General features: G+C 69.6%; 23 protein-coding genes and 1 pseudogene. 9 read left to right on the top strand and 15 right to left on the bottom strand.

The genetic code is table 11. The features are described 5' to 3' along the window. Positions 1-85: 85 nt before the first annotated feature. Complete coding sequence (locus tag M878_RS72510; RefSeq protein WP_023549447.1) at positions 86-997, bottom strand: SDR family NAD(P)-dependent oxidoreductase; 912 nt, start codon at positions 995-997, stop codon at positions 86-88. 86 nt (positions 998-1,083) lie between these two features. Here M878_RS72510 and M878_RS72505 point away from each other — a divergent pair, with 86 nt between their 5' ends. Then, on the top strand, positions 1,084-2,010 hold the full coding sequence (locus tag M878_RS72505; protein WP_023549446.1) for a cyclase family protein: 927 nt from the start codon (positions 1,084-1,086) through the stop codon (positions 2,008-2,010). 257 nt (positions 2,011-2,267) lie between these two features. Here the strand turns inward: M878_RS72505 and M878_RS72500 are convergent, their stop codons facing one another. The 5 genes from M878_RS72500 to M878_RS72485 form a co-directional block, all read right to left on the bottom strand. Next, on the bottom strand, positions 2,268-2,837 hold the full coding sequence (locus tag M878_RS72500) for an ATP-binding protein (RefSeq protein ID WP_023549445.1): 570 nt from the start codon (positions 2,835-2,837) through the stop codon (positions 2,268-2,270). 18 nt (positions 2,838-2,855) lie between these two features. Then, the gene (locus tag M878_RS000000101085) at positions 2,856-2,990 is read right to left on the bottom strand and encodes a hypothetical protein (protein ID WP_023549444.1); all 135 of its coding nucleotides are present in this window, start codon (positions 2,988-2,990) and stop codon (positions 2,856-2,858) included. Between the two features lie 397 nt (positions 2,991-3,387). Beyond that, on the bottom strand, positions 3,388-4,326 hold the full coding sequence (locus M878_RS72495) for an acyl-CoA dehydrogenase family protein (protein WP_031225521.1): 939 nt from the start codon (positions 4,324-4,326) through the stop codon (positions 3,388-3,390). Between the two features lie 62 nt (positions 4,327-4,388). Then, positions 4,389-5,522: an acyl-CoA dehydrogenase gene (locus M878_RS72490; protein WP_023549442.1), complete on the bottom strand. Its 1,134-nt coding sequence runs from the start codon at positions 5,520-5,522 to the stop codon at positions 4,389-4,391. Continuing rightward, a complete protein-coding gene (locus tag M878_RS72485; protein ID WP_023549441.1) occupies positions 5,522-6,715 on the bottom strand; it encodes an amidohydrolase family protein in 1,194 nt (397 codons plus the stop codon). The genes M878_RS72490 and M878_RS72485 overlap by 1 nt, the downstream gene beginning before the upstream one ends. Positions 6,716-6,839: 124 nt before the next feature. Here M878_RS72485 and M878_RS72480 point away from each other — a divergent pair, with 124 nt between their 5' ends. Further along, positions 6,840-8,354, top strand: a complete 1,515-nt coding sequence (locus tag M878_RS72480; protein WP_031225520.1) for a class I adenylate-forming enzyme family protein — start codon at positions 6,840-6,842, stop codon at positions 8,352-8,354. 925 nt (positions 8,355-9,279) lie between these two features. Here M878_RS72480 and M878_RS000000100105 read toward each other — a convergent pair. The 3 genes from M878_RS000000100105 to M878_RS72465 form a co-directional block, all read right to left on the bottom strand. Continuing rightward, positions 9,280-9,672, bottom strand: a complete 393-nt coding sequence (locus M878_RS000000100105) for a hypothetical protein (protein ID WP_023549439.1) — start codon at positions 9,670-9,672, stop codon at positions 9,280-9,282. Between the two features lie 96 nt (positions 9,673-9,768). Next, entirely contained in the window at positions 9,769-10,239 is a 471-nt protein-coding gene (locus M878_RS72470) for an NUDIX domain-containing protein (RefSeq protein WP_031225519.1), read from the bottom strand. A gap of 2 nt (positions 10,240-10,241) precedes the next feature. Next, positions 10,242-10,985, bottom strand: a complete 744-nt coding sequence (locus M878_RS72465) for a helix-turn-helix domain-containing protein (RefSeq protein ID WP_031225518.1) — start codon at positions 10,983-10,985, stop codon at positions 10,242-10,244. 107 nt (positions 10,986-11,092) lie between these two features. Here M878_RS72465 and M878_RS72460 point away from each other — a divergent pair, with 107 nt between their 5' ends. From M878_RS72460 to M878_RS72450, 3 genes are all read left to right on the top strand, one after another. Further along, complete coding sequence (locus M878_RS72460; RefSeq protein WP_031225517.1) at positions 11,093-11,335, top strand: hypothetical protein; 243 nt, start codon at positions 11,093-11,095, stop codon at positions 11,333-11,335. A 249-nt stretch (positions 11,336-11,584) separates the two neighbouring features. Next, positions 11,585-12,028: a glycine-rich domain-containing protein gene (locus M878_RS72455; protein ID WP_031225516.1), complete on the top strand. Its 444-nt coding sequence runs from the start codon at positions 11,585-11,587 to the stop codon at positions 12,026-12,028. 70 nt (positions 12,029-12,098) lie between these two features. After that, positions 12,099-12,935: a protein kinase domain-containing protein gene (locus M878_RS72450; protein ID WP_031225515.1), complete on the top strand. Its 837-nt coding sequence runs from the start codon at positions 12,099-12,101 to the stop codon at positions 12,933-12,935. Positions 12,936-13,036: 101 nt separating this feature from the next. Here M878_RS72450 and M878_RS72445 read toward each other — a convergent pair whose 3' ends face one another. Continuing rightward, the gene (locus M878_RS72445) at positions 13,037-13,426 is read right to left on the bottom strand and encodes an ArsR/SmtB family transcription factor (protein WP_023549432.1); all 390 of its coding nucleotides are present in this window, start codon (positions 13,424-13,426) and stop codon (positions 13,037-13,039) included. Between the two features lie 112 nt (positions 13,427-13,538). Between M878_RS72445 and M878_RS72440 the strand changes: the two genes are divergently transcribed. Next, the gene (locus M878_RS72440) at positions 13,539-15,515 is read left to right on the top strand and encodes a heavy metal translocating P-type ATPase (protein ID WP_023549431.1); all 1,977 of its coding nucleotides are present in this window, start codon (positions 13,539-13,541) and stop codon (positions 15,513-15,515) included. Between the two features lie 144 nt (positions 15,516-15,659). Here M878_RS72440 and M878_RS72435 read toward each other — a convergent pair whose 3' ends face one another. Further along, positions 15,660-17,171, bottom strand: a complete 1,512-nt coding sequence (locus M878_RS72435) for a zf-HC2 domain-containing protein (protein ID WP_023549430.1) — start codon at positions 17,169-17,171, stop codon at positions 15,660-15,662. Next, positions 17,168-17,737 carry a sigma-70 family RNA polymerase sigma factor gene (locus M878_RS72430; protein WP_023549429.1) on the bottom strand — a complete coding sequence of 190 codons (570 nt, stop codon included), beginning with the start codon at positions 17,735-17,737 and terminating at the stop codon, positions 17,168-17,170. The genes M878_RS72435 and M878_RS72430 overlap by 4 nt, the downstream gene beginning before the upstream one ends. 336 nt (positions 17,738-18,073) lie before the next feature. Between M878_RS72430 and M878_RS72425 the strand changes: the two genes are divergently transcribed. Next, a complete protein-coding gene (locus M878_RS72425; protein WP_023549428.1) occupies positions 18,074-18,454 on the top strand; it encodes an STAS domain-containing protein in 381 nt (126 codons plus the stop codon). 191 nt (positions 18,455-18,645) lie between these two features. Beyond that, entirely contained in the window at positions 18,646-19,158 is a 513-nt protein-coding gene (locus M878_RS72420; RefSeq protein ID WP_023549427.1) for an EF-hand domain-containing protein, read from the top strand. Positions 19,159-19,170: 12 nt separating this feature from the next. Here the strand turns inward: M878_RS72420 and purU are convergent, their stop codons facing one another. Further along, a complete protein-coding gene (gene purU, locus M878_RS72415) occupies positions 19,171-20,052 on the bottom strand; it encodes a formyltetrahydrofolate deformylase (RefSeq protein WP_023549426.1) in 882 nt (293 codons plus the stop codon). Between the two features lie 41 nt (positions 20,053-20,093). Beyond that, positions 20,094-20,594, bottom strand: coding sequence for an SCO4402 family protein (locus M878_RS72410; protein ID WP_078630344.1), 501 nt, complete (start codon positions 20,592-20,594; stop codon positions 20,094-20,096). A 117-nt stretch (positions 20,595-20,711) separates the two neighbouring features. Between M878_RS72410 and M878_RS72405 the strand changes: the two genes are divergently transcribed. Continuing rightward, complete coding sequence (locus M878_RS72405) at positions 20,712-22,037, top strand: ABC transporter substrate-binding protein (protein ID WP_023549424.1); 1,326 nt, start codon at positions 20,712-20,714, stop codon at positions 22,035-22,037. A 15-nt stretch (positions 22,038-22,052) separates the two neighbouring features. Here M878_RS72405 and M878_RS72400 read toward each other — a convergent pair. Then, positions 22,053-22,741: pseudogene (locus tag M878_RS72400) on the bottom strand (hypothetical protein); the annotation flags it as partial.

Here is a 22,741-nt window from a genome sequence, read left to right as displayed (position 1 = left end):
CTGCACCCCCCCCCAGGGGCGCGGGGAACTGCGCGACCAGCCACACACGGCCCGCAGCCGCCGAGTCACAACACGCCCCGAGCTATTAGGCATTCGGCCGAGAACCAGCACGCGCCGCCTCTTCCATCGCCGCCAACTGCACAAGCATCGGCATCGGATCCACCCCCACCGCCTCCGGCAGCAACTCCGCGATCGCTTCCGGCGTCCAACCGCCGGCGGCATACGCTGCGCGGAGTTCCCTCGGCTGGGCCCACACCGCGATCTTCGGCCCCGCAATGGTGTACACCTGCCCGGTGATGCCCAGCGCAGCGGCTCCGTCCGACAGCAGGTACACCACCAGCGCCGCCACATCCTCCGGCTCGCCGATCTCCGCCAGTTCCATGGGCACGTTCGCCGACATCCGGGTGCGCGCCACCGGCGCCACCGCGTTCGCGGTCACCCCGTACTTGTGCAGGCCCAGCGCGGCGCTCCGGACGAGCGAGATGATCCCGCCCTTTGCCGCGCTGTAGTTGGCCTGGGACACCGACCCCTGGTGGTTGCCGCTGGTGAAACCGATCAGCGTGCCGCAGCGCTGCCCCCGCATCACCGCGGACGCCGCCCGGAACACGGTGAACGTGCCCTTGAGGTGGGTGGCGATGACCGGATCCCACTCCTCCTCGGTCATGTTGAACAGCATCCGCTCGCGCAGGATCCCGGCCACGCACACGACACCGTCGAGCCGTCCGTACGACGCCAGGGCCACATCGACGACCCGCTGACCGCCCGCCATCGTGGAGATGTCGTCGGCTACCGCGACCGCTTCCCCGCCCGCCGCCTCGATCTCCTTGACGACGGCCTCGGCCACCTCGCTCGTGGGCGAGGCGCCGTCCACGGCGACGCCGTAGTCGTTGACGACGACCTTCGCGCCCTCCGCGGCCGCCGCCCGCGCGACCGCCCGGCCGATACCGCGTCCGGCACCGGTCACGGCGACGACCTTTCCTGCCAAGAAGTTCCCCACGCCCGGCCCCTTCCCGCGGTTTCTGACGGTCCGTTAGATTCTATGGCGCGTCGGACGCGCGGACACAAGCCCCGGGGAGGCACCGGATGGCACTGCCGGAGGAGTTCCACGAGATCGCCAAGCGGGTGAACAACTGGGGGCGTTGGGGGGCGGACGACGAGATCGGCACGCTGAACCTGATCACCGACGAGGTCGTACGCACGGCGGCCGCCACGATCCGGACCGGCCGCCGCATTCCCCTCGCCCTCCCCCTCCAGCAGGACGGGGTACAGACCGGGATGATCCGCGGCCGCGTCAACCCCCTCCACGCCATGGTCCAGATCAACCAGGAACTCTTCGGACCCGGCACGGTGGCGTGCAGCGACGACGCGGTGACCATGGGGCTGCAGGCGGGCACCCACTGGGACGCGCTCACCCATGTCTCGCACTCCGGGAAGCTCTACAACGGCCGCCCGGCGCACACGGTCACCGCGCACGGCGGCGCGGAGTTCGGCGGGATCGACAAGGCCCGGCACATCGTCTCGCGCGGGGTGCTGCTGGACGTGGCACGCGCGCGTGGCGTGGACCGGCTGGCGGGGAATCACGCGGTGACGCCGGAGGATCTGGAGCGGGCCGAGGAGTTCGGCGGGGTCCGGGTGCGGGCCGGCGACATCGTGCTGGTCCGCACCGGGCAGGTGCAGCTGTATCTGGCCGGGGACAAGCACGGGTACGGCTATCCGTCGCCGGGGCTGTCCATCCGTACACCGGAGTGGTTCCACGCGCGCGATGTCGCGGCGGTCGCGAACGACACGCTCACTTTTGAGATATTTCCACCCGAGTCGGAGAATCTCTGGTTGCCCGTGCACGCCCTGGACCTGGTGGAGATGGGGATGCTCCAGGGCCAGAACTGGAATCTCGAAGAGTTGTCCACAGCCTGTGGAGAAGAGGGGCGGTACGCGTTCCTGCTGTCGGCGATGCCCGAGCCGTTCGTCGGCGCGACGGGAACACCCGTGGCACCCGTGGCCGTCCTCTGAGAACCGGACGCGGGGCGTTGGCCGGCCGGCGGCGCGTCCCCTCACCGTCACGCGCACGCGCCGCCCACCGGGTGCGACCCACACTCGGCGAGGGCCGCCGTCGCCCGGGCCCTCGCCGTCCCCTCGCGGCGAATCGTCGCCCACAAGCGTGTGCAGGCGGTCACGGGTCGTCAACGCCGGTACGGCGATTTGTTACGTACGCCCTGTTCGAGGCGCCCGCGCACGGAGGCATCACCGGCGCACCACCGCGCCGGGTGCTACACCGCCTCGAAGGCGAGCCCCTCGTACGCGGACAGTCCGCCCCCGTACGCCATCGTTGCGCTCTCCCGGGGCTTCGAACAGCGGTCCAGTTCACACCAGATGCTCTTGCCGGCACCCTCCGGGCTCCAGCCCCAGCGATCGGCCAGGCAGTCGACGAGGGCCAGACCACGGCCGCCGGTGGCGTCACCGCCGGCGCAGCGCGGCACGGGGGCGCGGGAGCTGCAGTCGGCCACCTCGACGCGCACCGTGGCGACCACGGGCGGTTCGGCCTCCTCAGCCTCCTCGGCCTCCTCAGCCCGCTCGGCCTCATCAAGGGCCTCGGCACTCTCGACCGCCTCCACCTCCGCCGCCGCGTCCGCCTCCGCTTCCGCGCCCGGCAGGGAGAGCCGCAGCACGGCCGCGCGGCCGGTGTGCACCACCGCGTTGGTCACCAGCTCGGAGACGAGCAGGATCAGGGTCTCGGCCAGCGGCTCGTCGGCCGCTATCCCCAGCCCGGCGAGACGCGAGCGGGCCCACCTCCTCGCCCGCCCCACCTCCGTGGGGTCGGGCCGGATCTCCAGCTGCACTTGAAGCACCTGCACCGCTCACACCATCCGAACCGGCGGACACATGACCCCACGCCACCAGGTCGCCACCGCCGAAGCCGCGACGACGATCGCGAGGGCCACGATCGTAGCCATTTTCTGCATGGCCAGAACAACGGCCAGAGCAAGGGTCACGGAACGTGATTCCCTTTGGAGCCAGCATGGTTGACGTACAGTCACCCCAACAAGCGCTTCGGGCATATTCCAGCGCGAAGGAGTACGCGTGAGGCATACTGTGCGACGCTCTTGCCGGGACATCGAACAGGCGACGACCGCAGCCGCCACCGCACCGCGAGAAGCGCCGCGCACCGCGCGACCCGGCACTGCCCCAGGGGCATCACCGGCCCGGCCCGTGCTCGCAGCCACTCGCATCCCACACAAGGTACCGGAGGGGACCGCCGACTCCGGGCCGTGACGAGTCTCGCGAAGGACACAACCGGGTATCGACGCAAAGTGATACCGGCATGCCACGATCCGCGACATCTTGGGCCAGGGCTTTGCTACTGCCGCAGCCCAGGGAGTTGCCGGTGTCTCAGGCCGCCAGTCGCGCCGCGAGGAGTTCCTCACTCTCCGTACTCCCGCCGCCACGGTGGGCCCGCACCCAGGCCCGTTTCAGATGCAGGTGTACGTCCGCCTCCCAGGTGAAACCCATGCCGCCGTGCACCTGGAGGCAGTCCCGGGCGCCGTGTACAGCGGCCTCGTCGGCGAGCAGGCGGGCGGCGGCGATGTCGGCGGGATCGGCGGTGACGGCGGCCGCGTAGACGGCGACACGCGCGGTCTCGGTGCGCACCAGGAGGTCCGCGCAGAGATGTTTGACGGCCTGGAAGGCGCCGATCGGCTGACCGAACTGCTCTCGTGTCCGGGCGTGTTGCACGGCCAGCTCTCCTACCCGTACGGCGGTGCCGAGCTGCTCGGCGGCGGTGAGCAGGTCGGCCAAAGGGGCTGCGGCGGCGGCATCGCGCGCGGCGGGGACGCGGTGCAGCGGCGTCAGCGGGTCCAGTGAGCGCAGCGGCTCGGCACCCCGGGTGTCCCCCGTGTCCGCCGCGTTCCCCGTGTCCGCCGTGTTCCCCGTGCCTCCCGTGTCTCCCGTGTCCCCGAGGACGACGTCCGCCGCCTCCAGCCACTCCACCAGTTCCCCGTAGACCGCCGCCACGACCGTCTCCCCGGTGGCCGCGCCCGGTACGGTCCCGGCGGCGAGGTGGGTCGCCACGAGCGGTCCGGGCAGCAGGGCACGCCCCGCCTCCTCGAAGGCCAGCACCGCTTCGGGCAGCCCCAGCCCGACCCCGCCGTCCGCCTCGGGCAGCCGCAGGGCGAAGAACCCGGCGTCCCCGAGCGCCCGCCACAGCTCCCGGTCGAGCCGCCCCGGCGTGTCGACGGCCGCCCGCAACGCCTCCCGCCCGAACCGCCGCTCCAGCAACTCCCGTACGCCCGCCTGCAACGCCCGCTGATCCTCGCTGAGTTGGAACCGCACGCTCATCTCTCCTTCGGGTATCTCTCCTTCGGGCAGGCACCGCGAACAGCGAGCGCACGCGTTCATCTCCCCTTCGGCAGGCCCAGAATCCGCTCGGCCACGATGGTGCGCTGGATCTGGGAGGTTCCGGCGGCGATCGTGTACGACAGAGCGGACAGGCGGTCGAGGACCCACGGCCGGTCCAGGTCGAGGGCGCCCGGGCCGAGTACGTCGGCCGCGGTGTCGTACAGCTCCTGACGGGCGTGCGAATAGCGGAGTTTGAAAACCGAACCCCCGGCCCCCGGTACCCCGCCGCTCGCCTCCGCCTCGCTCACGTTCCACTGCGTCAGCCGCCACAGCGCCCGGAACTCCGCCTCCAGCCGCCCGAGCCGGCGCCGCAGCACGGGATCGTCCCAGCGGCCGTTCTCCCGTGCGGCGCGGGCGAGTTCGCCCAGTACCCGGCGGCAGGCGACCACCTCGCCGACGAAGGCCGTGCCGCGTTCGAAGGACAGGGTCACCATGGTCACCCGCCACCCGTCGTTCTCCGCGCCGACCCGGTTGCCGACCGGCACCCGGACCTCGTCCAGGAACACATCGGCGAACTCCGCCGACCCGGCGAGCGTGCGCAGCGGCCGTACGGTGATGCCGTCGGCGTCCATGGGCATGGCCAGCCAGCTGATGCCCCGGTGCTTGGGTGCCGTCGGGTCCGTGCGGACCAGCAGCTCACACCAGTCGGCCACCTCCGCGTGCGAGGTCCAGATCTTGGACCCGCTCACCACATAGTCATCGCCGTCCCTCCACGCGCGCGTGCGCAGCGCGGCGAGGTCGGAGCCGGCACCGGGCTCGCTGAACCCCTGGCACCACACCTCCTCGCCACGCAGGATCGGCGGCAGCCAGCGAGCCCGCTGCCCGTCGGTGCCCTCGGCCGCGATGGTCGGCCCGGCGTGCAGCAGCCCGACGAAGCCCGCGCCCACATAGGGGGCGCCCGCCTTCTCGGTCTCCTCCAGGAAGATCAGCCGGGTGGTCGGCGAGGCGTCCCAGTGGACGTCGGCGTATCCGGCGTCGTACAGCATCCGCTGCCAGCCGAGGTCGTAGGCGCGGCGGCCGGGCCAGTCGTCCGGGGGCGGCTTGGCGGGCAGGGTGGGCAGCACCTTGGCGAGCCACTCCCGCAGCCGGGCCCGGAACTCCTCCTCCTCGGGCGTGTACGAGAGGTCCATCACCGGTCGAGGTCCAGGCCGAGCATGCGGATGGCATTGCCCCGCATCAGCTTGTACACGGTCTCGTCGTCCAGGCCCTTCACATGGTCGAGGGCGACCTCCTTGGTGTGCGGGAAGGTCGAGTCGACGTGCGGATAGTCGGTCTCGAAGGTGGCGTTGTCACGGCCGACGACGTCGATCGAGGCGACACCGTGTCTGTCACGGAAGAAGCAGCAGAAGATCTGCCGGTAGTAGTACGTCGAAGGCGGCTCGGGGATCAGGTCCCTGACGCCGCCCCAGGCCCGGTGCTCCTCCCACACGTCGTCGGCCCGCTCCAGGGCGTACGGCACCCAGCCCATCTGGCCCTCGGAGTAGGCGAGTTTGAGCTGCGGGAACCTCACCAGGACACCGCTGAAGAGGTAGTCCATCATCGAGGCCATCGCGTTGTTGAAGCTGAGCGAGGCCTGGACGGCGGGCGGGGCGTCCGGGGAGGCGGCCGGCATCTGCGAGCTGCTTCCGATGTGCATGTTGACGACCGTGCCCGTCTCCTGGCAGACGGCGAAGAACGGGTCCCAGTAGCCGGAGTGGATGGAGGGCAGCCCGAGATAGGTGGGGATCTCCGAGAAGGTCACGGCCCGCACCCCGCGCTCGGCGTTGCGCAGGATCTCGGCGACGGCCAGCTCCACGTCCCACAGCGGAATGAGGCACAACGGGATCAGCCGCCCCGCGCTGTCCCCGCACCACTCCTCCACCATCCAGTCGTTGTAGGCGCGTACGCAGGCGAGGGCGACCTCCTTGTCGTGCGCCTCGGCGAAGGTCTGCCCGCAGAAGCGCGGGAAGGTCGGGAAGCAGAGGCTCGCCTCGACGTGATTGAGATCCATGTCGGCGAGGCGCGCCTTCGGGTCCCAGCAGCCGCGCCGCATCTGCTCCCGGGTGATCCCCTCCAGCGTCATCTCGTCCCGGTCGAAGCCGACGGCTGCGATGTTGCGCTTGTACGGGAACTTCAGGTCCTCGTAGATCCACCAGTCCGTCGGCTGGCCCGCCGGGTCCATGGTGATCTGGTACTTGCCTCCGACGTAGGCGAGTTCGCCGATCCCGGCGGTGAGCGGCTTCGGCCCCCGGTCCCGGTACCGGGCCGGCAGCCAGGTCTCGAAGAGGTGGGCGGGCTCGATCACATGGTCGTCGACGCTGATGATGCGGGGCAGTTCGGTCATGGTTCCCCTCGCGTTCCCCTCCGTCGGACAGTACTCGGTCGGGCAGTATGTATCTGATGGTCCGTCAGTTAGCATGCCACCTGACGGTTCGTCAGCCAAGCGCCAAGCCAGTCAGGGGGCACACGTGAACGAGACCCCGCATTCCCTGAGTTCCGCCCGCACGTTGTGGGACCTGGTCGTCCGTCGCGCCGCCCTGACCCCCGGCCGTCCCGTCCTCCTCCAGGGCGGCCGTCAGCTCACTTTCAGCGAACTGCGCGCGCGTGCCGAGCGGGTGGCGGCCGGTCTGTACGACAGGGGCGTGCGTCCCGGCACGGTGGTCGCCTGGCAGTTGCCGACCCGCATCGAGACGGCCCTGCTGTCCTTCGCGCTGGCCCGCCTGGGCGCCGTACAGTCCCCGGTGATCCCCTTCTACCGGGACCGGGAGGTCGGCTTCGCGCTCCGGGAGTCGAAAGCGGAGTTCTTCGCGGTACCGGGCGTGTGGCGCGGCCACGACCACACGGAGATGGCCCGCCGGCTGGGTGCGAGGGGGATCTTCGAGGCGTACGACGACGACTCCCTGCCGGACGGCGACCCGTCGAAGCTCCCCGCCCCGCCCGCCGAGGGCACCTCGGTCCGCTGGATCTACTGGACCTCGGGCACCACCTCCGACCCCAAGGGGGTACTGCACACCGACCGCTCCCTGATAGCGGGCGGCTCCTGCCTGGCGCACGCACTGCGGCTGACGCCCGAGGACGTGGGCTCGATCGCCTTCCCGTACGCCCACATAGGCGGCCCCGACTATCTGGTGATGCTCCTGCTGTACGGCTTCCCGGCGGTGATGTTCGAGCACTTCTCGCTGCCGGACGCGCTGCCGGAGTACCGGCGGCACCGGGTGACGGTGGCCGGCGGCTCCACGGCCTTCTACTCCCTGTTCCTGGCCGAGCAGCGCAAACAGCCGGGCGAGAAGGTGATCCCCTCCCTCCGCCTACTGGCAGGCGGCGGCGCACCGAAGCCCCCGGAGGTCTACCACTCGGTGGTCCGCGAGATGGGCGTCCAGCTCACCCACGGCTACGGCATGACCGAGGTCCCGATGATCACCATGGGCGATCCGCGGGACACCCCGGAGAACCTGGCGACGACCGAGGGCCGCCCGCCGGCCGGCATGGAGATCCGGATCGTGGACGGCGAGATACGACTGCGCGGGGAGGCCGTCTGCCAGGGCTATCTGGACCCCGCCCAGACGGCCGCCGCCTTCGACGCCGACGGCTTCCTGCGCACGGGCGACCTGGGCCATGTCACGGACTCGGGCCACCTGGTCCTCACCGGCCGCCTGAAGGACGTGATCATCCGCAAGGGCGAGAACATCTCGGCCAGGGAGATCGAGGACTTGCTGCACCGCCACCCTCTGGTGGGCGACGCAGCAGTCATCGGCCTGTCGGACGCCGAACGAGGCGAACTGGTCTGCGCGGTGGTGGAACAGCCGCCGGGATCGCCCGAGTTGACCTTGCCGTCGATCGTCTCCTACCTGCGCTCAGCAGGCCTGTCCGTCCACAAACTGCCGGAGCGGCTGGAGGTGGTGGAGGCGCTTCCGCGTAATGACACGCTGCGGAAGGTGCTCAAGTACAAGCTGAGGGAGCGGTTTTCGGGTCCGCTCGCTTAGGCCGCTCGGGCAACCTACCTCGTCCCAGCCCACCTGGAGCGGAGCGGGTACAGCCTACCGGCCTCCCGCCTCGCGTGGGGGCTGTGGTCCACTCGGGGTCCACTGGCTCCGTGGCGCCCAAGATCACCTTTCGGATCAAGCGTGGTCCACGGCCCGCGCCGACTCCGCAGAAGCCTAATGCGGTGCCGGTCCCATCCGCGATCGCGGTCTTCGCTGGTCCCCGAGTCTCTGATCACCTGCCGCGTTTCCTTGGCGTAACGGGATAAGCGGGCTCCTGCACCTTCTGATCCGTAGGACTGGGCAGACTGTTGAGCCGTCACTTCGCCGCCGTTCGGGCTGATTGGCGGTGCTCGTGATCGTTTATCTCTGCGTGCCGTCGATGCCGTCATCCATCTGTGCGTTGCAGTTGCCGTCAGCACCAAACCCTGGGCCGCAACAGCGGTAGTTCAAGACCGCTCCGTCGGCCGGTCGAGCAACACACCTCGCTTACGCTGTGGAACCACCCGCCTCACTGCGTCAGTCGAGATTGGTCAGGGCAAATCCTTCATTTGAGCAGCCTCTTCCAGCACATCCATGAAATACGTCAAGGATCCCAAGGCCGCTAGGAGACCGGACAAAGACCAAAGCGTGAAGAACTTGAAACCATTCTTCCTTGACCCTGGCTTCCGACTCCCCCTCTTTGCCATTTGGCGGCAAATTCGTCAAAGCGCACCTCCTCCGCCGCGCCATGGCCAATGATTCAGCCAGGCCAACGCGATCAGCAGGAGCGAAACTGGCTTGCATCCCTTCTCCCAAAAGGACGCTTCATACTCTTCAGGATGGTCCTGGGATTCCCATTCCTCGCCACCTTCAGACTCGACACGCGCGCTTGCATCACCAGTTTGGATCCCAGACACAAGATCAAGCAGCGCTTTGCTCGAAGTATTTAGCCCCTCCGAATTTTCTTTTCAGCTGAGCAGTTCGGTGACGAGTTGGTCCAGTTCCTCGGCGTCGGGCGAAGAGAGTAGGAGGTGTCGCGCAGGCTAGGACGGATCTGGATGTGGCTGCTGTCCTCGTCGAACTTCAGGTCCGCGATGCGCCGGGCCTCAGCCTCCCCGAGCTCAGCGATCTGCACGTGCTTGAGGTTGGCCGGATCGAACTCTGGGATGGGCAGCTCCCACACGGCCTTGTCGATATGCCTTGTCGCGCAGGCAGCAAGCGTCGAGACATCCCTTAGCGGGTGAAGCCGCATCTTCAAGCCCGCGATCGCTGTGGCTGTGATTATCGACGCCGCTTCGGTGATAAAGCTACTGACGGTCGACTGCGGTACGGCAATCACCGGAACCGAGCATCCTAAGATCGTGTAGCGACGGATGGTTGTGTTCAGCGGCCTCGGTGCTGTCGTTGCTGGCAGGATTGTCGTACATCTACGAGGTCAGCCGAGGTAGGGCCGCTCACGGTCCTCCAGGAAGTGACGGATCCGGAGCCGCTGTGTGTGGTGCATCGGCAGTTGATCGATCTCCGCCGGCTGGACGAACCGCAGCTCCGTGGACTCGTCCGAGATCGCGAGCCGGCCGCCGACCACACGAGCGGTGAAGCACACGTTGAACTGCCTGCGTACCTCACCGTCCGAGTAGGCGATGATGTGGCGAGGGTCGGTGTACATGCCCACGAGCCCGGTGATCTCGACGTCCAGACCCGTTTCCTCCTTCACCTCGCGGACGGCTGCTCCCGGGAGTGAGTCGGTCATCTCCATGCCGCCGCCAGGTAGGGCCCAGAGATCGTTGTCCGTGCGGCGCTGAAGGAGCACTCGCCCTTCGTCGTCGGTGACCACGGCGGACGCGGCGACCACCATGCTGTTCGGCTCCGGTGCCGCCGGGTCGTCGTAGTACTCGGTCCGTGCCATGGTCACCCTTCTCGTACCGGCGTCGCGGTCTCCCACACCGCGTCGAAGCTGCTGGCGTAGGTGTCGAACATGCCGCCCGCTCCGTTGCGCCGAAGATGCCACACAGGCGCACCGTAGGCGTTCACGCCCCAGATATGGGCATTGACCAACACCTGGTCGTCCGCCCGATAGATCGAGTTGTAGAGCGTGGTGGCATGGGTCCGTACCTCGATGCCAGGTACCCCGGCGAGAGGGCGATAGTGCATGAGGGCGAGTCGGCAACGGGACTCGATACCGTGGCCGAACCTCTCTTCGCCGCCGCGCTGTTGGACATTCGTGCTGTCCGGGTCGCCGACCGCGATACGGACCGCACACCCGTCGGCAGCTCGCTCTCGCAATACCTCGTTGAGCCGCGGGTATGCCTCGTGCAGGAAGACTGCGGCGTACACGAGCACGTCGATGTGCTCGCGAGCCTGGGTCAGCAGGTCCACGAAAGCGGAGACAGGGACGTCCGCCCGCTGGTCGTAAATCGCCACAAGTTCCGGACTGACAGCACGGGCAGGGCGCGCCTGCCTGAGCGATGGCCATAGAGCGTGCACATCTTCTCCTAGTGTTTCCGCTGCCAGCATGGCCGTGGCACGACGCGGCGTACGCCCCAGATTCACCCATCGCTCAACGGACTTCGGATCGACTTCGACCTTGTCCGCGAGGGCGGCGTACGTCCATCCGCCGGCCGCCATGGCAGCACGTAACCTCTCGTTCGGCATCTCAATCTCCCCCAACACTCGGGGACGGCACCAGGGACGTTCTACCCGACGCGGGACGTCCCGAAGTGGTGTTTGTCGGAGGTTCCGACGTCCCGATGGGCGGCAGGATGCTCGTCCGCATGGCGAGCAACCAGCAGACCAGACCAGGCATCGGCGAACTGGCGAAGGACACCGCCAGTGGACGAATCGGCGTCGTCATGGGTGAGGTCGGCGCCAGGGTGCAGATAAGGCCCGTCGCTGGCGGCGTCGAGTGGGACGCCCTGCCGGACAACGTGATGGCCCTGACCGCGCGGGAGGAATTGAGCGCCCGCCTTGCCATCCGTAACGGCAGCAGCCGGGACGGCCTGTGATGCGCGACATCGACCAGTACGCGGGGGTCCTCTTCATCATCATGATCAGCGGGTCCTGTGGCTTGGTGATCGGCATGGCCCTCGGTATCAGCCAGTAGACCGGCCGCCCCGAACGGGGTGCCACCTTCCTTGGCTCCCCCTTCCCCGTTCGGGGCCGGCCTTCCAACCCACTCGGTCGTCCTGGTCCACGCCTCGGCGACCGATGGAGGCGCAAGTGCCAGAGCACAGCGACACTCAAGGAGTCTTCGTATGACAGCAACGGCAAACGACCAGAGGACGGGTCGCGCGATGGCTGGTGAGGAGCTGTTCGACAGCCTCACCCACTTCGTGATCGTCCACAACGGGCAGTCGTCCGAGCGGGCGGCACGGATCGCGGACCAGGCGGTGGCCTTCCTGGTCACTGCGGCAACCGCCACTGTCCCCATGGTCCCGTCGGACGACGTGGACCTCGGACTGCACGCGCTCATCCTGCATACGAAGGAGTACGCCGCGCTCTGCGACCGGTACGCGGGCCGCTTCCTGCACCACAACCCGATGCCGGGCGGGGGAGCGCGTGACCCGGAGAAGGTCGCCGCCTCCGCGCACGCGATGAAGGCGGCCGGGTTCATGGTCTTCGACGACCTGTGGACCGTGAACGGCACGAACCTCGCGCAATGCGACTCGGACTGCGGCCGTCCGTACGGTCAGGCGTAGCGACACGACACCAGCGACGCGGCCGGCCTCGATGCGGGGTCGGCCGCGTTGCCCGGAAGGAGAACAGACGTTGTCCGGGACACCCCCTGAACTGCCGATTGTCGTGCTCGACGCACTCATGCCCAAGGCTCAGCGCCTGGTCGTCAATCGCCGGGGCTCCATGGTCTGGGAGGTCGAGAGCCATCGGGGCCACTACGCCGTGAAGGTCGGATACCCCATCGAGGCAACGGCCGACTGGCCTGCCCAGCCGTGGACAGCGCTCGCCCCCGCACGCGAAGGCGCCGTACTGCACCGCCTGGGCTTCCATGACTTCGCGTACGGCGAATGGGAGGGAGGCACCTGGAACTTCCAGCCGTGGCGGGAAGGACCGGACCTCCACCAGCTGTGGGAGCCCTGCCGTGCGCCGGACTCGCGCATCGAGCCGCACACCAGCGTGGCCCTGAGCTGTGTGGAGGCGCTGGCCGAACTGCACTCCCAGGGTTGGGCTCACGGCGACGTGCAGCCCGCGCACTTCATCATCGGGCCGGAACGGACCCATCTCATCGACTTGGCCTTGGCGCGCGGTGGGCACGTGCCCGAGGGGTACGACTTCCCGTTCCGCGGCTGCCTCGTCCACTACGAGGCGCCGGAGATTGCGCGCAGTGTGCTCGCGACCGGAGAGGCGCAGGCCACACCAGAAGCCGACATCTACGCACTCGGCGCGTCACTGCTCATCTCCGCCACGGGCTGGCGGGCGGTCGAGTACCCGGACGACGCTCCGCGCCACGTGCAGAGGCAGGCCGTAGCGGACGGCAGGCGGCGGCCGGTGAAGGTGCAGGGCGAACTGGGTGAGCTGGTCGAAGCCATGCTCAGTCATGCCCCCGAAGACAGGCCAACGATCTACGAGGTCGGTAAAGCCTTGAGTTGAGCGCGCCGACGCCGCGCACGGAGAACGCCGACCACACGCAAAGGCCGGATCACTCCTCAGCCTGGACAGCATTCCGGGTGGTCCGGTCGCGGAAGCCCAGTTCAGGCAGTCGCCGTCTCGGTCTCCGGGCTGACGGTGCCGGAGGTGTCGCTGAGGCCGAGGCGCAGGTGTTCCACGTGGTAGATGGCCTGGTCCAGAAGTTCAGCGACGTGGTTGTCGTACAGCGAGTACACCACCGAGCGGCCCTGGCGGGTACCGACGACAAGGCCGAGGTTGCGCAGCAACCGCAGTTGGTGAGAGCAAGCGGACTGCTCCATGCCGACCTCGGCGGCCAGTTCAGTCGCCGGCAAAGAGCCTTCGCGCAGCCGGGCGAGGATGAGCAGCCGTGACGGGGTCGCCAGCGCCTGAAGCGTGGTGGCGACCTTGGCGGCATTCGCGGCGTCCAGCCGTGCGCGGGGGACGCTTCCAGGCTGTGCGGCTCCATGACCCATGCACCCATGCTACGGCACCATCTATGAATACATGAATGCCTCTTCATTCGATCCTGTTACGGTGGTGGGGTCGACCCGCCGCGTCCCCAACCTGGGAAGGGCTCCGTCCCCCATGTCTTCCACTCTGATCCGCCCGACCGAGACCGGCGCCGCCCGCGAGAAGGTGACCCCCCGGCGGCGCACGCGGATCTTCGCGCTGCCTGAGGCCCGATGGGCACTGGGTGCGCTGGTCTTGTTCCTGCTCGCACTGCCGCTGTATCTGTCCGGGGCGCCTGCGTGGTCGTGGGGGTCGTTGTTCGCGGCTGTCTACGTCACCGGTGGCTGGGAGCCCGGCTGGGCCGGTCTTCAGGCGCTGAAGGACAAGACCCTGGACGTAGATCTGCTCATGGTCGTCGCCGCGCTCGGAGCGGCGGCCATCGGCCAGGGTCTGGACGGAGCGTTGCTGATCGTCATCTTCGCCACCTCCGGCGCCCTGGAGGCGGTCGCCACCGCCCGGACCGCGGATTCGGTGCGCGGTCTACTCGACCTCGCCCCCGCTACTGCGACACGTCTGCTGGACGACGGCGGGGAGGAAAGCCTGCCCACAGAGGAACTACACGTGGGTGACACGATCTTGGTGCGCCCCGGTGAGCGGATCGGTGCCGATGGCCGGGTACTGGAGGGGACCAGCGAGGTTGATCAGGCCACCATCACCGGTGAACCGCTGCCCGTGGCCAAGGAGGCCGGGGACGAGGTCTTCGCCGGCACCCTGAACGGAACCGGCGCGCTGCGGGTGAGGGTCGAGCGGGACCCGTCCGACTCCGTGATCGCCCGGATCGTGGCCATGGTCGAAGAAGCCTCGGAGACCAAGGCGCCGACCCAGCTGTTCATCGAGAAGGTGGAACAGCGCTACTCGCTCGGAATGGTCGCGGCTACGGTGGCGCTGTTCGTGCTGCCGCTGCTCTTCGACGCCGATCTACGATCCACGCTGCTCCGCGCGATGACGTTCATGATCGTCGCCTCTCCGTGTGCCGTGGTCCTCGCCACCATGCCGCCGCTGCTGTCGGCCATCGCCAATGCCGGACGTCACGGTGTACTGGTCAAGTCCGCGGTGGTCATGGAACGCCTCGGGCAGGTGGACGCGGTCGCCCTGGACAAGACCGGCACGCTGACCGAGGGAACCCCGCGCGTCACCGACATCCGCCCGCTGGCCGCCTCGGGTCTGACCGTGGACGAGCTGCTGCGGCTGGCGGCTGCGGCTGAGCACCCCAGCGAGCACCCGCTGGCCCGCGCCATCGTGGACGCCGCCCGCATCCGCAACCTGGACATTCCCCTGGTGGAGGACTTCACGTCCACACCGGGCGCCGGCGTGAGCGCCAAGGTGAACGACCGCACTGTCATGGTCGGCAGCCCTACCCGCATCCTGGACGGCAGCACCGGTCACCCGGCCGTCGCCGTGGCCGCCGGCATGGAGCAGGAAGGCCGCACCGCTGTGCTGGTCACCCTCGACGGCACTCCGGTGGGAGCACTGGGAATCGCCGACCGCCTGCGCGAGGAGGCCGCCGCCACCGTTGCCGCCCTGGGCGAGCTGACCGGCACCGCCCCCGTGCTGGTGACCGGCGACAACCCGCGCGCAGCGTCCCTGCTCGCAGCCGAGGTCGGCATCACCGACGTCCGCGCGGGTCTCCTCCCGCAGGACAAGGTCACCGCCGTGCAGGAGATGGAGCGGGCGGGCCGCAAGGTGCTTGTGGTCGGCGACGGCGTCAACGACGCTCCCGCGCTGGCTGCCGCCCACGCCGGCATCGCCATGGGCCGCGCCGGCTCCGACCTCGCCCTGGAGACCGCCGACGCGGTCGTGGTGCGCGACGAGCTGGCCACCATCCCCGCCGTCGTTCGCCTCTCCCGTCAAGCGCGCCGCCTTGTCGTGCAAAACCTGGTCATCGCCGCGCTGTTCATCAGCGGCCTGGTCATCTGGGACCTGTTCGGCACCCTGCCCCTGCCGCTCGGCGTCGCAGGGCACGAAGGCTCCACCGTGGTCGTCGGCCTTAACGGCCTGCGCCTGCTGGCCGACGCCGCATGGAAGCAAACACGTCCCAAGGGGCACCAGTGATCATTGCAGAGCGGCAACCCGCCTTCCCGCCTCCATCCACCTGACGGCCGGGGAATCAGCGTGCAGGAATGGCCAGGCGCCGCATGGGCAGCTCGTGGCGGACGTGAAGCAGGCCGGCCGCCGACAGCCCACCCCTGCATCCGGCTACATCCGGCTCAACCCCGCCGTGGCGAACAGGACATCCCTGATCGCCTCACGGTCGCCGACCTGTCCCGCCGCGGCCTCCTCCGGACGGATGTGGCCCGCGGCCAGCTGGCAGAACTCCGTGTCGTCGAGGGCCACATGGGCTACCTCCAGGTCCGCGGAGGCGACCGCCGCCGGTGAGTCCAGCGGGATCAGCCACTCGCCGCCCGCCGCGCCCTCGATCTCCAGGCGCAGGCTGCGGCCGGGCTCGCCGGCCAGGCTGAGGTGGCGGCCGCGCGCCGGTGACGCCAGCCCGGACTGTCGGCGTCTGGCCAGCGCGGCGGGAAGCATGCGGGCCGTGAGGTCGATCATCTTGTTCAAGTGGCGTGGCGCGGGCGGCCGGTACGGGTAGTCGACCGCCTCCGCGATGTCCTCGGCGTGCATCCAGCAGGCGAAGGCCCGGTCCAGCATCGCGTCGTGCAGCGGCAGTTCGAAGTCGCCGTACGACACCGCGAGTCCGCCGGCATGGCCGCCCGTGAAGGACACCGTGCGCACCAGACTGTGGCTCTGCTCCCGCCAGGGACCTCGTACCGAACGGTTCGGCGGGAAGGGGGAGTTGCGCCAGAACGCCTCGGTTCGTTCGGCCGGGCCCGGCGCCTGGCGGTCCGGCTGCCGCTCCGCCGCCCCGGCGATCTCGGCGTAGGGGTCCCCCCGCTCGAACGAAGCCGAGAGTGGGGGAGGGTCCTCCAGGCCGAGCGCGACCGCGATCAGCCCGTCCACGGACAGCAGATGCGCGATCACGCCGGCCACGGTCGTACGCCGGCTTCTCTCCGTGTCGGCCTCGAACCATCGCAGCCGCACCGGCGCATGCCACTCGGCGTCCCCGAAGTCCTGCAGCAGGGCGTCCAGTCGCGCGGTCTCGGCGTCGTACGCCGCCGCCCACTCCGGGACCGGGATGCGTGGCGGCCGGCGCTCCAGGCAGTTCTCCAGGACGCGGTCGCGCAGCCCCGGGTCCAGGTCGAGGCTCTCCGACTGGTGCAGCAGGCCGACCGCCTCGCGCAGCCGGCGAGCCTCGTCGGCGCAGCTTCCGCAGGAGCCCAGGTGCTCCTCGACGGCCTCCGCCTCGGCCGCCGAACAGGCGGCCAGCGCCCAGGCGCCGAGCAGCGACTTCAGGACGTCGTGCGGCAGGTCGAGCGGCACGGGCGGGAGGTCGGCGAGGTCGGGCAGCGGAAGCCCGGTGTCCTCGACGGAGGCGCGGGGCGTCGGTATGCGCGCCGGCCCGTCCGGCTCGGGCTCGCCGGTCCCGGCCGGCATCCGCCCCGAGCCGTCGCCGGCACCGTCGCCGAAGCGGCCGTGCCCACTCCGGTCGCCGGGACCCGCGTACCCCTCGCGGTCCTCACGGTCCTCGTACGGCGGCCGCTCGCGGCCCTCGGCTCCCGGTCCGTCCCTGTGCCCCTCTCCGTAACCTTCTCCGTGCCCTTCTCTCTGTCCCTCGTGGTCGTCGGGTGCCTCGAACCGTCCCGCTCCGCTCACACCGCACCTCCGTGTTCCGGGGGTGCCGCAGCGTCGTGGGCGGTGGAGAGCAGTTGCAGGCCGAGGCGGAGCCGGCGGCGGGCCTCGTCCTCGGTGACACCGAGGTCGACGGCGGTCTGGCGGTAGTCCCGGCGCTGGAAGTAGGCGAGGTCGAGGGCGGCGCGCAGCGGGGCGGGCATGGAGTGGACGATGTAGTCGGCGCGGGCGGCGACCGAGGCGTGGCGCACCTTGCGCTCCAGGTCCGCCAGGGAGCCGCCGCCCGCCGGCAGCGCGGCGGTCTCGCTCGCGCGCAGCCGCTCCACGGCGAGCCGGTGGGTGACCCCGGCTACCCAGGTGCGCAGCGGGCCCTGCTTCGGGTCGTAGCTCTCCGGGTGTTCCCAGACGTGGGCGAAGACGTCGCGGGTGAGGGTGTCGGCTGCTTTCTCCTCACCGAGGACGCGGTGGGCGAGGCCGTGCACGAGCGAGGCGAACCGGTCGTACAGCTCGCCCAGGGCGGCCGCCTCGCCGCGGGCGAGCCGCTGCTGCATCTTGCGGTCCCAGCGGGGTGGTACGTCCTTCTTGGCCATGCGGTCCCCTCCCCTCATGCGTGTCCGGTCCGTCCAGCCTGTCTGCACCGTCTTCTCGAATGTAGTCGGCACCTCTGACAGTGCACGCCCCTTTGTGTCAATGTGCGCTCCCCGGTGCGCCGCAGGTGATAGTGCCCCCTTCACATAACCTGCACACAAGGAGTGCGCAGGTCTGATCGAACAGGATCGGTAGTGACCGAAACAAGCCCCTTGTCGATCACGTCTAGTTTGCTGCCCGACGTTTCAGGGAACCGCCGCTGGGCAGCCACGCGGAAGCAAACGTAGGAACCGCTTCCGTTTCCTGGCGGTTCCGTGAGTTCCGGCGAGCGGAGGGGCATGGCCGTGGCATTCAACGTGACCGGCGTCGAACAAGGCGAGTGGGCCGTGCTCCGGGTGACCGGGGAACTGGACCTGATGACCTCGCCGATATTGCGTCAACGTGTGCACGACGTCGTCGCCGAGGGGCACCACAGCCTTGTCGTGGACCTCTCGGATGTGTTCTTCTGCGACTCCAGCGGGGTCGGCGTCCTCGTCGCCGCCCGCCGGCTGATCCGCTCCTGTCAGGGCCGGCTCCGGCTCATCCTGCCCGACCGGGGCGCCGACGACGGCTCGCACGTCAACCGGGTCCTCGGCGCGCTCGGCGTACGCCGGCTCTTCGACGTCCGCCCCGACCTGGAGGCCGCGACGGCCGACGAGGCGGGCCCGCTCTCCGCCTGACCACGGCGCGCCGCCGGAGCCCGCGCATTCGCGACAAGGCCACACTGTTGTCGCAGAATTCCCCCGGTCTTGCCACAACCGCCGGATTTCCGCCGTCCGACGGCCACCTGCGTCATACGCTCCCTGCCAGGTGAGTCACGCACACGTACGCCACACCCGTACGACGCACACGTAAGGCGGTCCGAACACACATGGTCAACACCGAGTACGGGCGCCGGATCGCCGCCCGCTTCGCCACCTTCGACCAGGACGGCAACGGCCGGATCGACCGCGAGGACTTCAGCGCGGCGGCCAAGGCGCTCCTCGCCGAGTTCGCCGTGACCGCCCGCTCCGACAAGGGGCAGGCGCTGTACGCCGGCGCGGAGGCGTTCTGGCAGGGCATGGCCGGGATCGCGGACCGGGACGGCGACCAGCGGATCACCCGCGAGGAGTTCGTCACCGGCGCGGTCAAGCGGCTGCGCGACAACCCAGGCCGCTTCGCCGAGATCGCCCGCCCGTTCCTGCACGCGGCACTGGCGGTGGCGGACGAGGACGGGGACGGCCGGATCAGCGTCGCCGACACGGCCCGCGTCCTGCGTGCCCTTCACGTCCAGGCGGACACCGCTCGCACCGCGGCCGAGTCCCTGGACGCGGATGCCGACGGCACGATCACGGAAGCGGACCTGGTCCCGGCCATCGCCCGCTACTTCACCATCGCCGAGTAGCCGCGTCCGCTCTCAGGCGAAAACGACCGTACGGCGGCCGTTGAGCAGAATCCGCCGCTCCGCGTGCCACTTGACGGCCCGCGCCAGCGCCTGGCACTCCACATCGCGCCCGATGGCCACCAGTTGGTCGGGCGTCACGTCGTGCCCCACCCGCTCGACCTCCTGCTCGATGATCGGCCCCTCGTCGAGGTCGGCCGTCACATAGTGGGCCGTGGCGCCGATCAGCTTCACACCGCGCGCGTGCGCCTGGTGATACGGCTTCGCGCCCTTGAAGCTCGGCAGGAAGGAGTGGTGGATGTTGATGATCCGGCCGCTGAGCTGCTTGCACAGATCGTCCGAGATGACCTGCATATAGCGGGCCAGGACGACCAGTTCGACGCCCTCTTCGCGAACGACCTCCAGCAGTCGCGCCTCGGCCTCCGACTTCGTGTCCTTCGTCACCGGGATGTGGTGGAAGGGGATGTTGTAGGAGCCCACCAGCTCCTCGAAGTCGGTGTGGTTCGAGACCACGCCCACGATCTCCACCGGCAGCGCGCCGATCCGGGCCCGGAACAGCAGGTCGTTCAGACAGTGCCCGAACTTGCTGACCATCAGCAGGATCCGCATCTTCGCGTCGGCCCGGTTGAGCTGCCAGTCCATGTGGAAGGAGTCACCGATCGCCGCGAAGCTCGCCCGGAGCTTGTCCACCGTCACCGGAGCCTCGGCCGAGAAGTGGACGCGCATGAAGAACAGACCCGTGTCGTGGTCGCCGAACTGCTGGCTGTCCTCGATGTTGCAGCCGGTCATGAAGAGGTAGCTCGACACGGCGTGCACGATGCCCTGCTTGTCCGGGCAGGAGAGGGTGAGGACGTACTGGTCGGCCGGTGCGGCGGCGGCCGCGGACTGCTCGTTCATGCACTACAGGTTCTCATGGCGGCCGCCCGCACCGCCCCCGCCTACGCGGTCCGCGTCATGATCTGCAGTACTTCCAGACTGCGCGGCGGCGTGTCGGGGTCGTCGCCGTCACTCGCCGCAAGGCGTATGTGAGCGTCCCGCGCCGCCCGTACCGCATCCGGCCACCCCTGGTGGTCGAGGTACGCGGCGACCGGCGCGTCGGGGCCGACCTGGTGCATGATCCGCAGCACCCGCAGCACGGCGGTGTCCACGAGCGCCGCCTCCTGCGAGTCGCGGAAGATCGTGCCGACGTATTTCTCCGCGGACCAGTTGTCCAGCCAGGTGTCCTCCACCAGCCGGTAGACGGCGTCGGTGACGTCGCCGTACCCGTCCACGCCGGCCAGCCAGACGTTCCGCTGGAAGTCCTGGTCGGAGAGCATGTGCAGCGCCGAACGCACATTGCTGCGCCAGCGCCACCACGGCATGTCGCTTAGAGGCATGCCGCCCATGGTGGAGGAGCGACGGCCGCGACGGGAAGAGTTCTCCGAACCTTGCACAGTCATCGATCGTACGTTCCTCGTCACACCGACCTCACCGACCCCCGCAATTCACCCGGGCGTCACCTTTCATTGACCCGAGGTCACTCCTCGGTTCGCGGTGTGAGGGAATCGTGCGGGAGCATGACCGGCAGGCGACGCACCCTTCGTACCTTCCTCCATTCCACCTCCCGCCCCGGCAGAGCCACCGCCATGACCGCGGGCGCCGTGGCCCTCTGTGCGTCGCTCACCGCCGGATGCGGGGTCATCCCCGGTGCCACGGGGGGCTCCGGGGACGACCCGGTCAAGGTCATGACGTGGGCCCCGCAGGACACCAACTCGACCAACAAGCCCGGCATGCCCGCGATGGCCCTCGCCTATGCCAAGTGGATCAACGCGCACGGCGGCATCAACGGCCACAAGCTCCAGGTCCTGACCTGCAACGACCACAACGACGCCGTGGACGCCGCCAAGTGCGCCCGGCGCGCGGCCGACGAGAACGTGGTCGCGGTCGTCGGCTCCTACAGCCAGTTCGGCGACTCCTACCTCGCCCCGCTGGAAGGCGCCGGCATCCCCTACATAGGCGGCTACGGCGTCACCAACAGCGAGTTCACCGGCCAGATGTCGTACCCGGTCAACGGCGGCCAGCCCGCCCTGCTGGCCGGTCTCGGCAAGGCCCTCGGCGCCGCCTGCGGCACCGTCTCCCTGGTCCGCCCGGACAGCATCGCCGGCGACGAGCTGCCGGTGCTGCTCGACTCCGGGCTGAAGGCGGGCGGGCACGCGAACGCGGACGACCACCTCGCCGCCGAGGACGCCACCGAGTACAGCGACCAGTCCGATCACGCGCTGGCGGACGCCACCAGGAGCGGGCCGAAGAAGGGCTGTGTGGTGCCCGCGCTCGGGGACCGCACCGACACCTTCATGGACTCCTTCCGCCGGGCCCGCGAGAACTACCCCGCCGTACGGCTCGGGACCGTGCTCGGCAGTGTCGACCAGACGGTGATCAACGCCACGGGCGGCGCGTCCGGGCCGTACGAGGGCGCGTACATCACCGGCTGGTACCCGCCGGCGTCCGACGCCCGCTGGGACACGATGAAGAAGGTGATCAACGAGGAGGCCTTCGGCGACAACCGCATCGACCCCGCGGACGCCGGAGTGCAGACGACCTGGATCGCCTACACCGTGCTGAAGGCCGTCCTGGAGAAGATCGGCGACGGCGACGTGAGCGCCGACAGCGTGCGGCACACCCTCGACGGCGGTCTGCGGGTCTCCACCGGCGGTCTCACCCCGACCCTGCAGTGGCCCTACGAGGGCAAGCTCGCCGCGGTCGGCTTCCCGCGGATGGTCAACGCCGACGTCACCCTCCAGGTGGTGCAGGACGGCCAGCTGGTCGCGGCCCGCACGGGCATCGGCGGCCGGAGCGGCATCAGCGACATGACCGACACGCTGGACGGCGCCGACGTGCAGTGACGCCGGCGCCGCCCGTCACAGCTGGACGGGCTCGCGCTCGGTCAGGCCGTACTTCCGGGCGATCGCGTTCCACAGCGCCGCCGCCTTCACCTTCTGCGCGCTGGCGGTGCCGCTCGCCCGGTTGCCGGCCTGGGCCTCGTTCGTGCTGCGGGCGTGGCCCTTGCGGCAGACCTTGTTCCCCTTCGCCTGCCCGGCCCAGGCCGCGTAGTGGTTGTCTGCTGCGGCGGACGCCTGCCAGGCCTTGGTCAGCGCGTCGGTGAGGTCGCCGTTGTTCGGCAGCTTGTCGACGCTCAGCTTGCCGAGCCGGGTGACCAGCTCGCCTCGCTGATTGGCCGCGGCGTGCAGGTCGGAGGCGGCCCCGTCGAGGTTGTCGCACTGCTTGACGTCGGCCACGGCCTTGATCACCGAGGCGCGGCTGCTGCCGCTGTCGGAGAGCAGCTTGTCCAGCTCGACCGCCTGTGCCCGGGCCGGATCGGCGCCCGGCGAGGACGAGCCCGGCGCCGGGGACGTGGCCGCGACGGTCTTGTTGTCGTTGCCCTGGTCCTTGCCGCCACCGTCGCTGAGCAGCACTCCGGCGCCCACCCCGACGACGACGATGCCGACCCCGACGGCGGCGATCAGCGGCACCCGCGACTTGCCGCGGGGCGGGTCGTCGTCGTAGGCGGGCTGGTGCGACGGCTGCGGCGCGCCGTACGCGGGCTGCT

The organism is Streptomyces roseochromogenus subsp. oscitans DS 12.976, from assembly GCF_000497445.1.
GTDB classification, from domain to species: domain Bacteria; phylum Actinomycetota; class Actinomycetes; order Streptomycetales; family Streptomycetaceae; genus Streptomyces; species Streptomyces oscitans.
The sequence above is the reverse complement of the archived record's forward strand: the minus strand, read 5'-3'. Positions and strand labels throughout refer to the sequence as shown.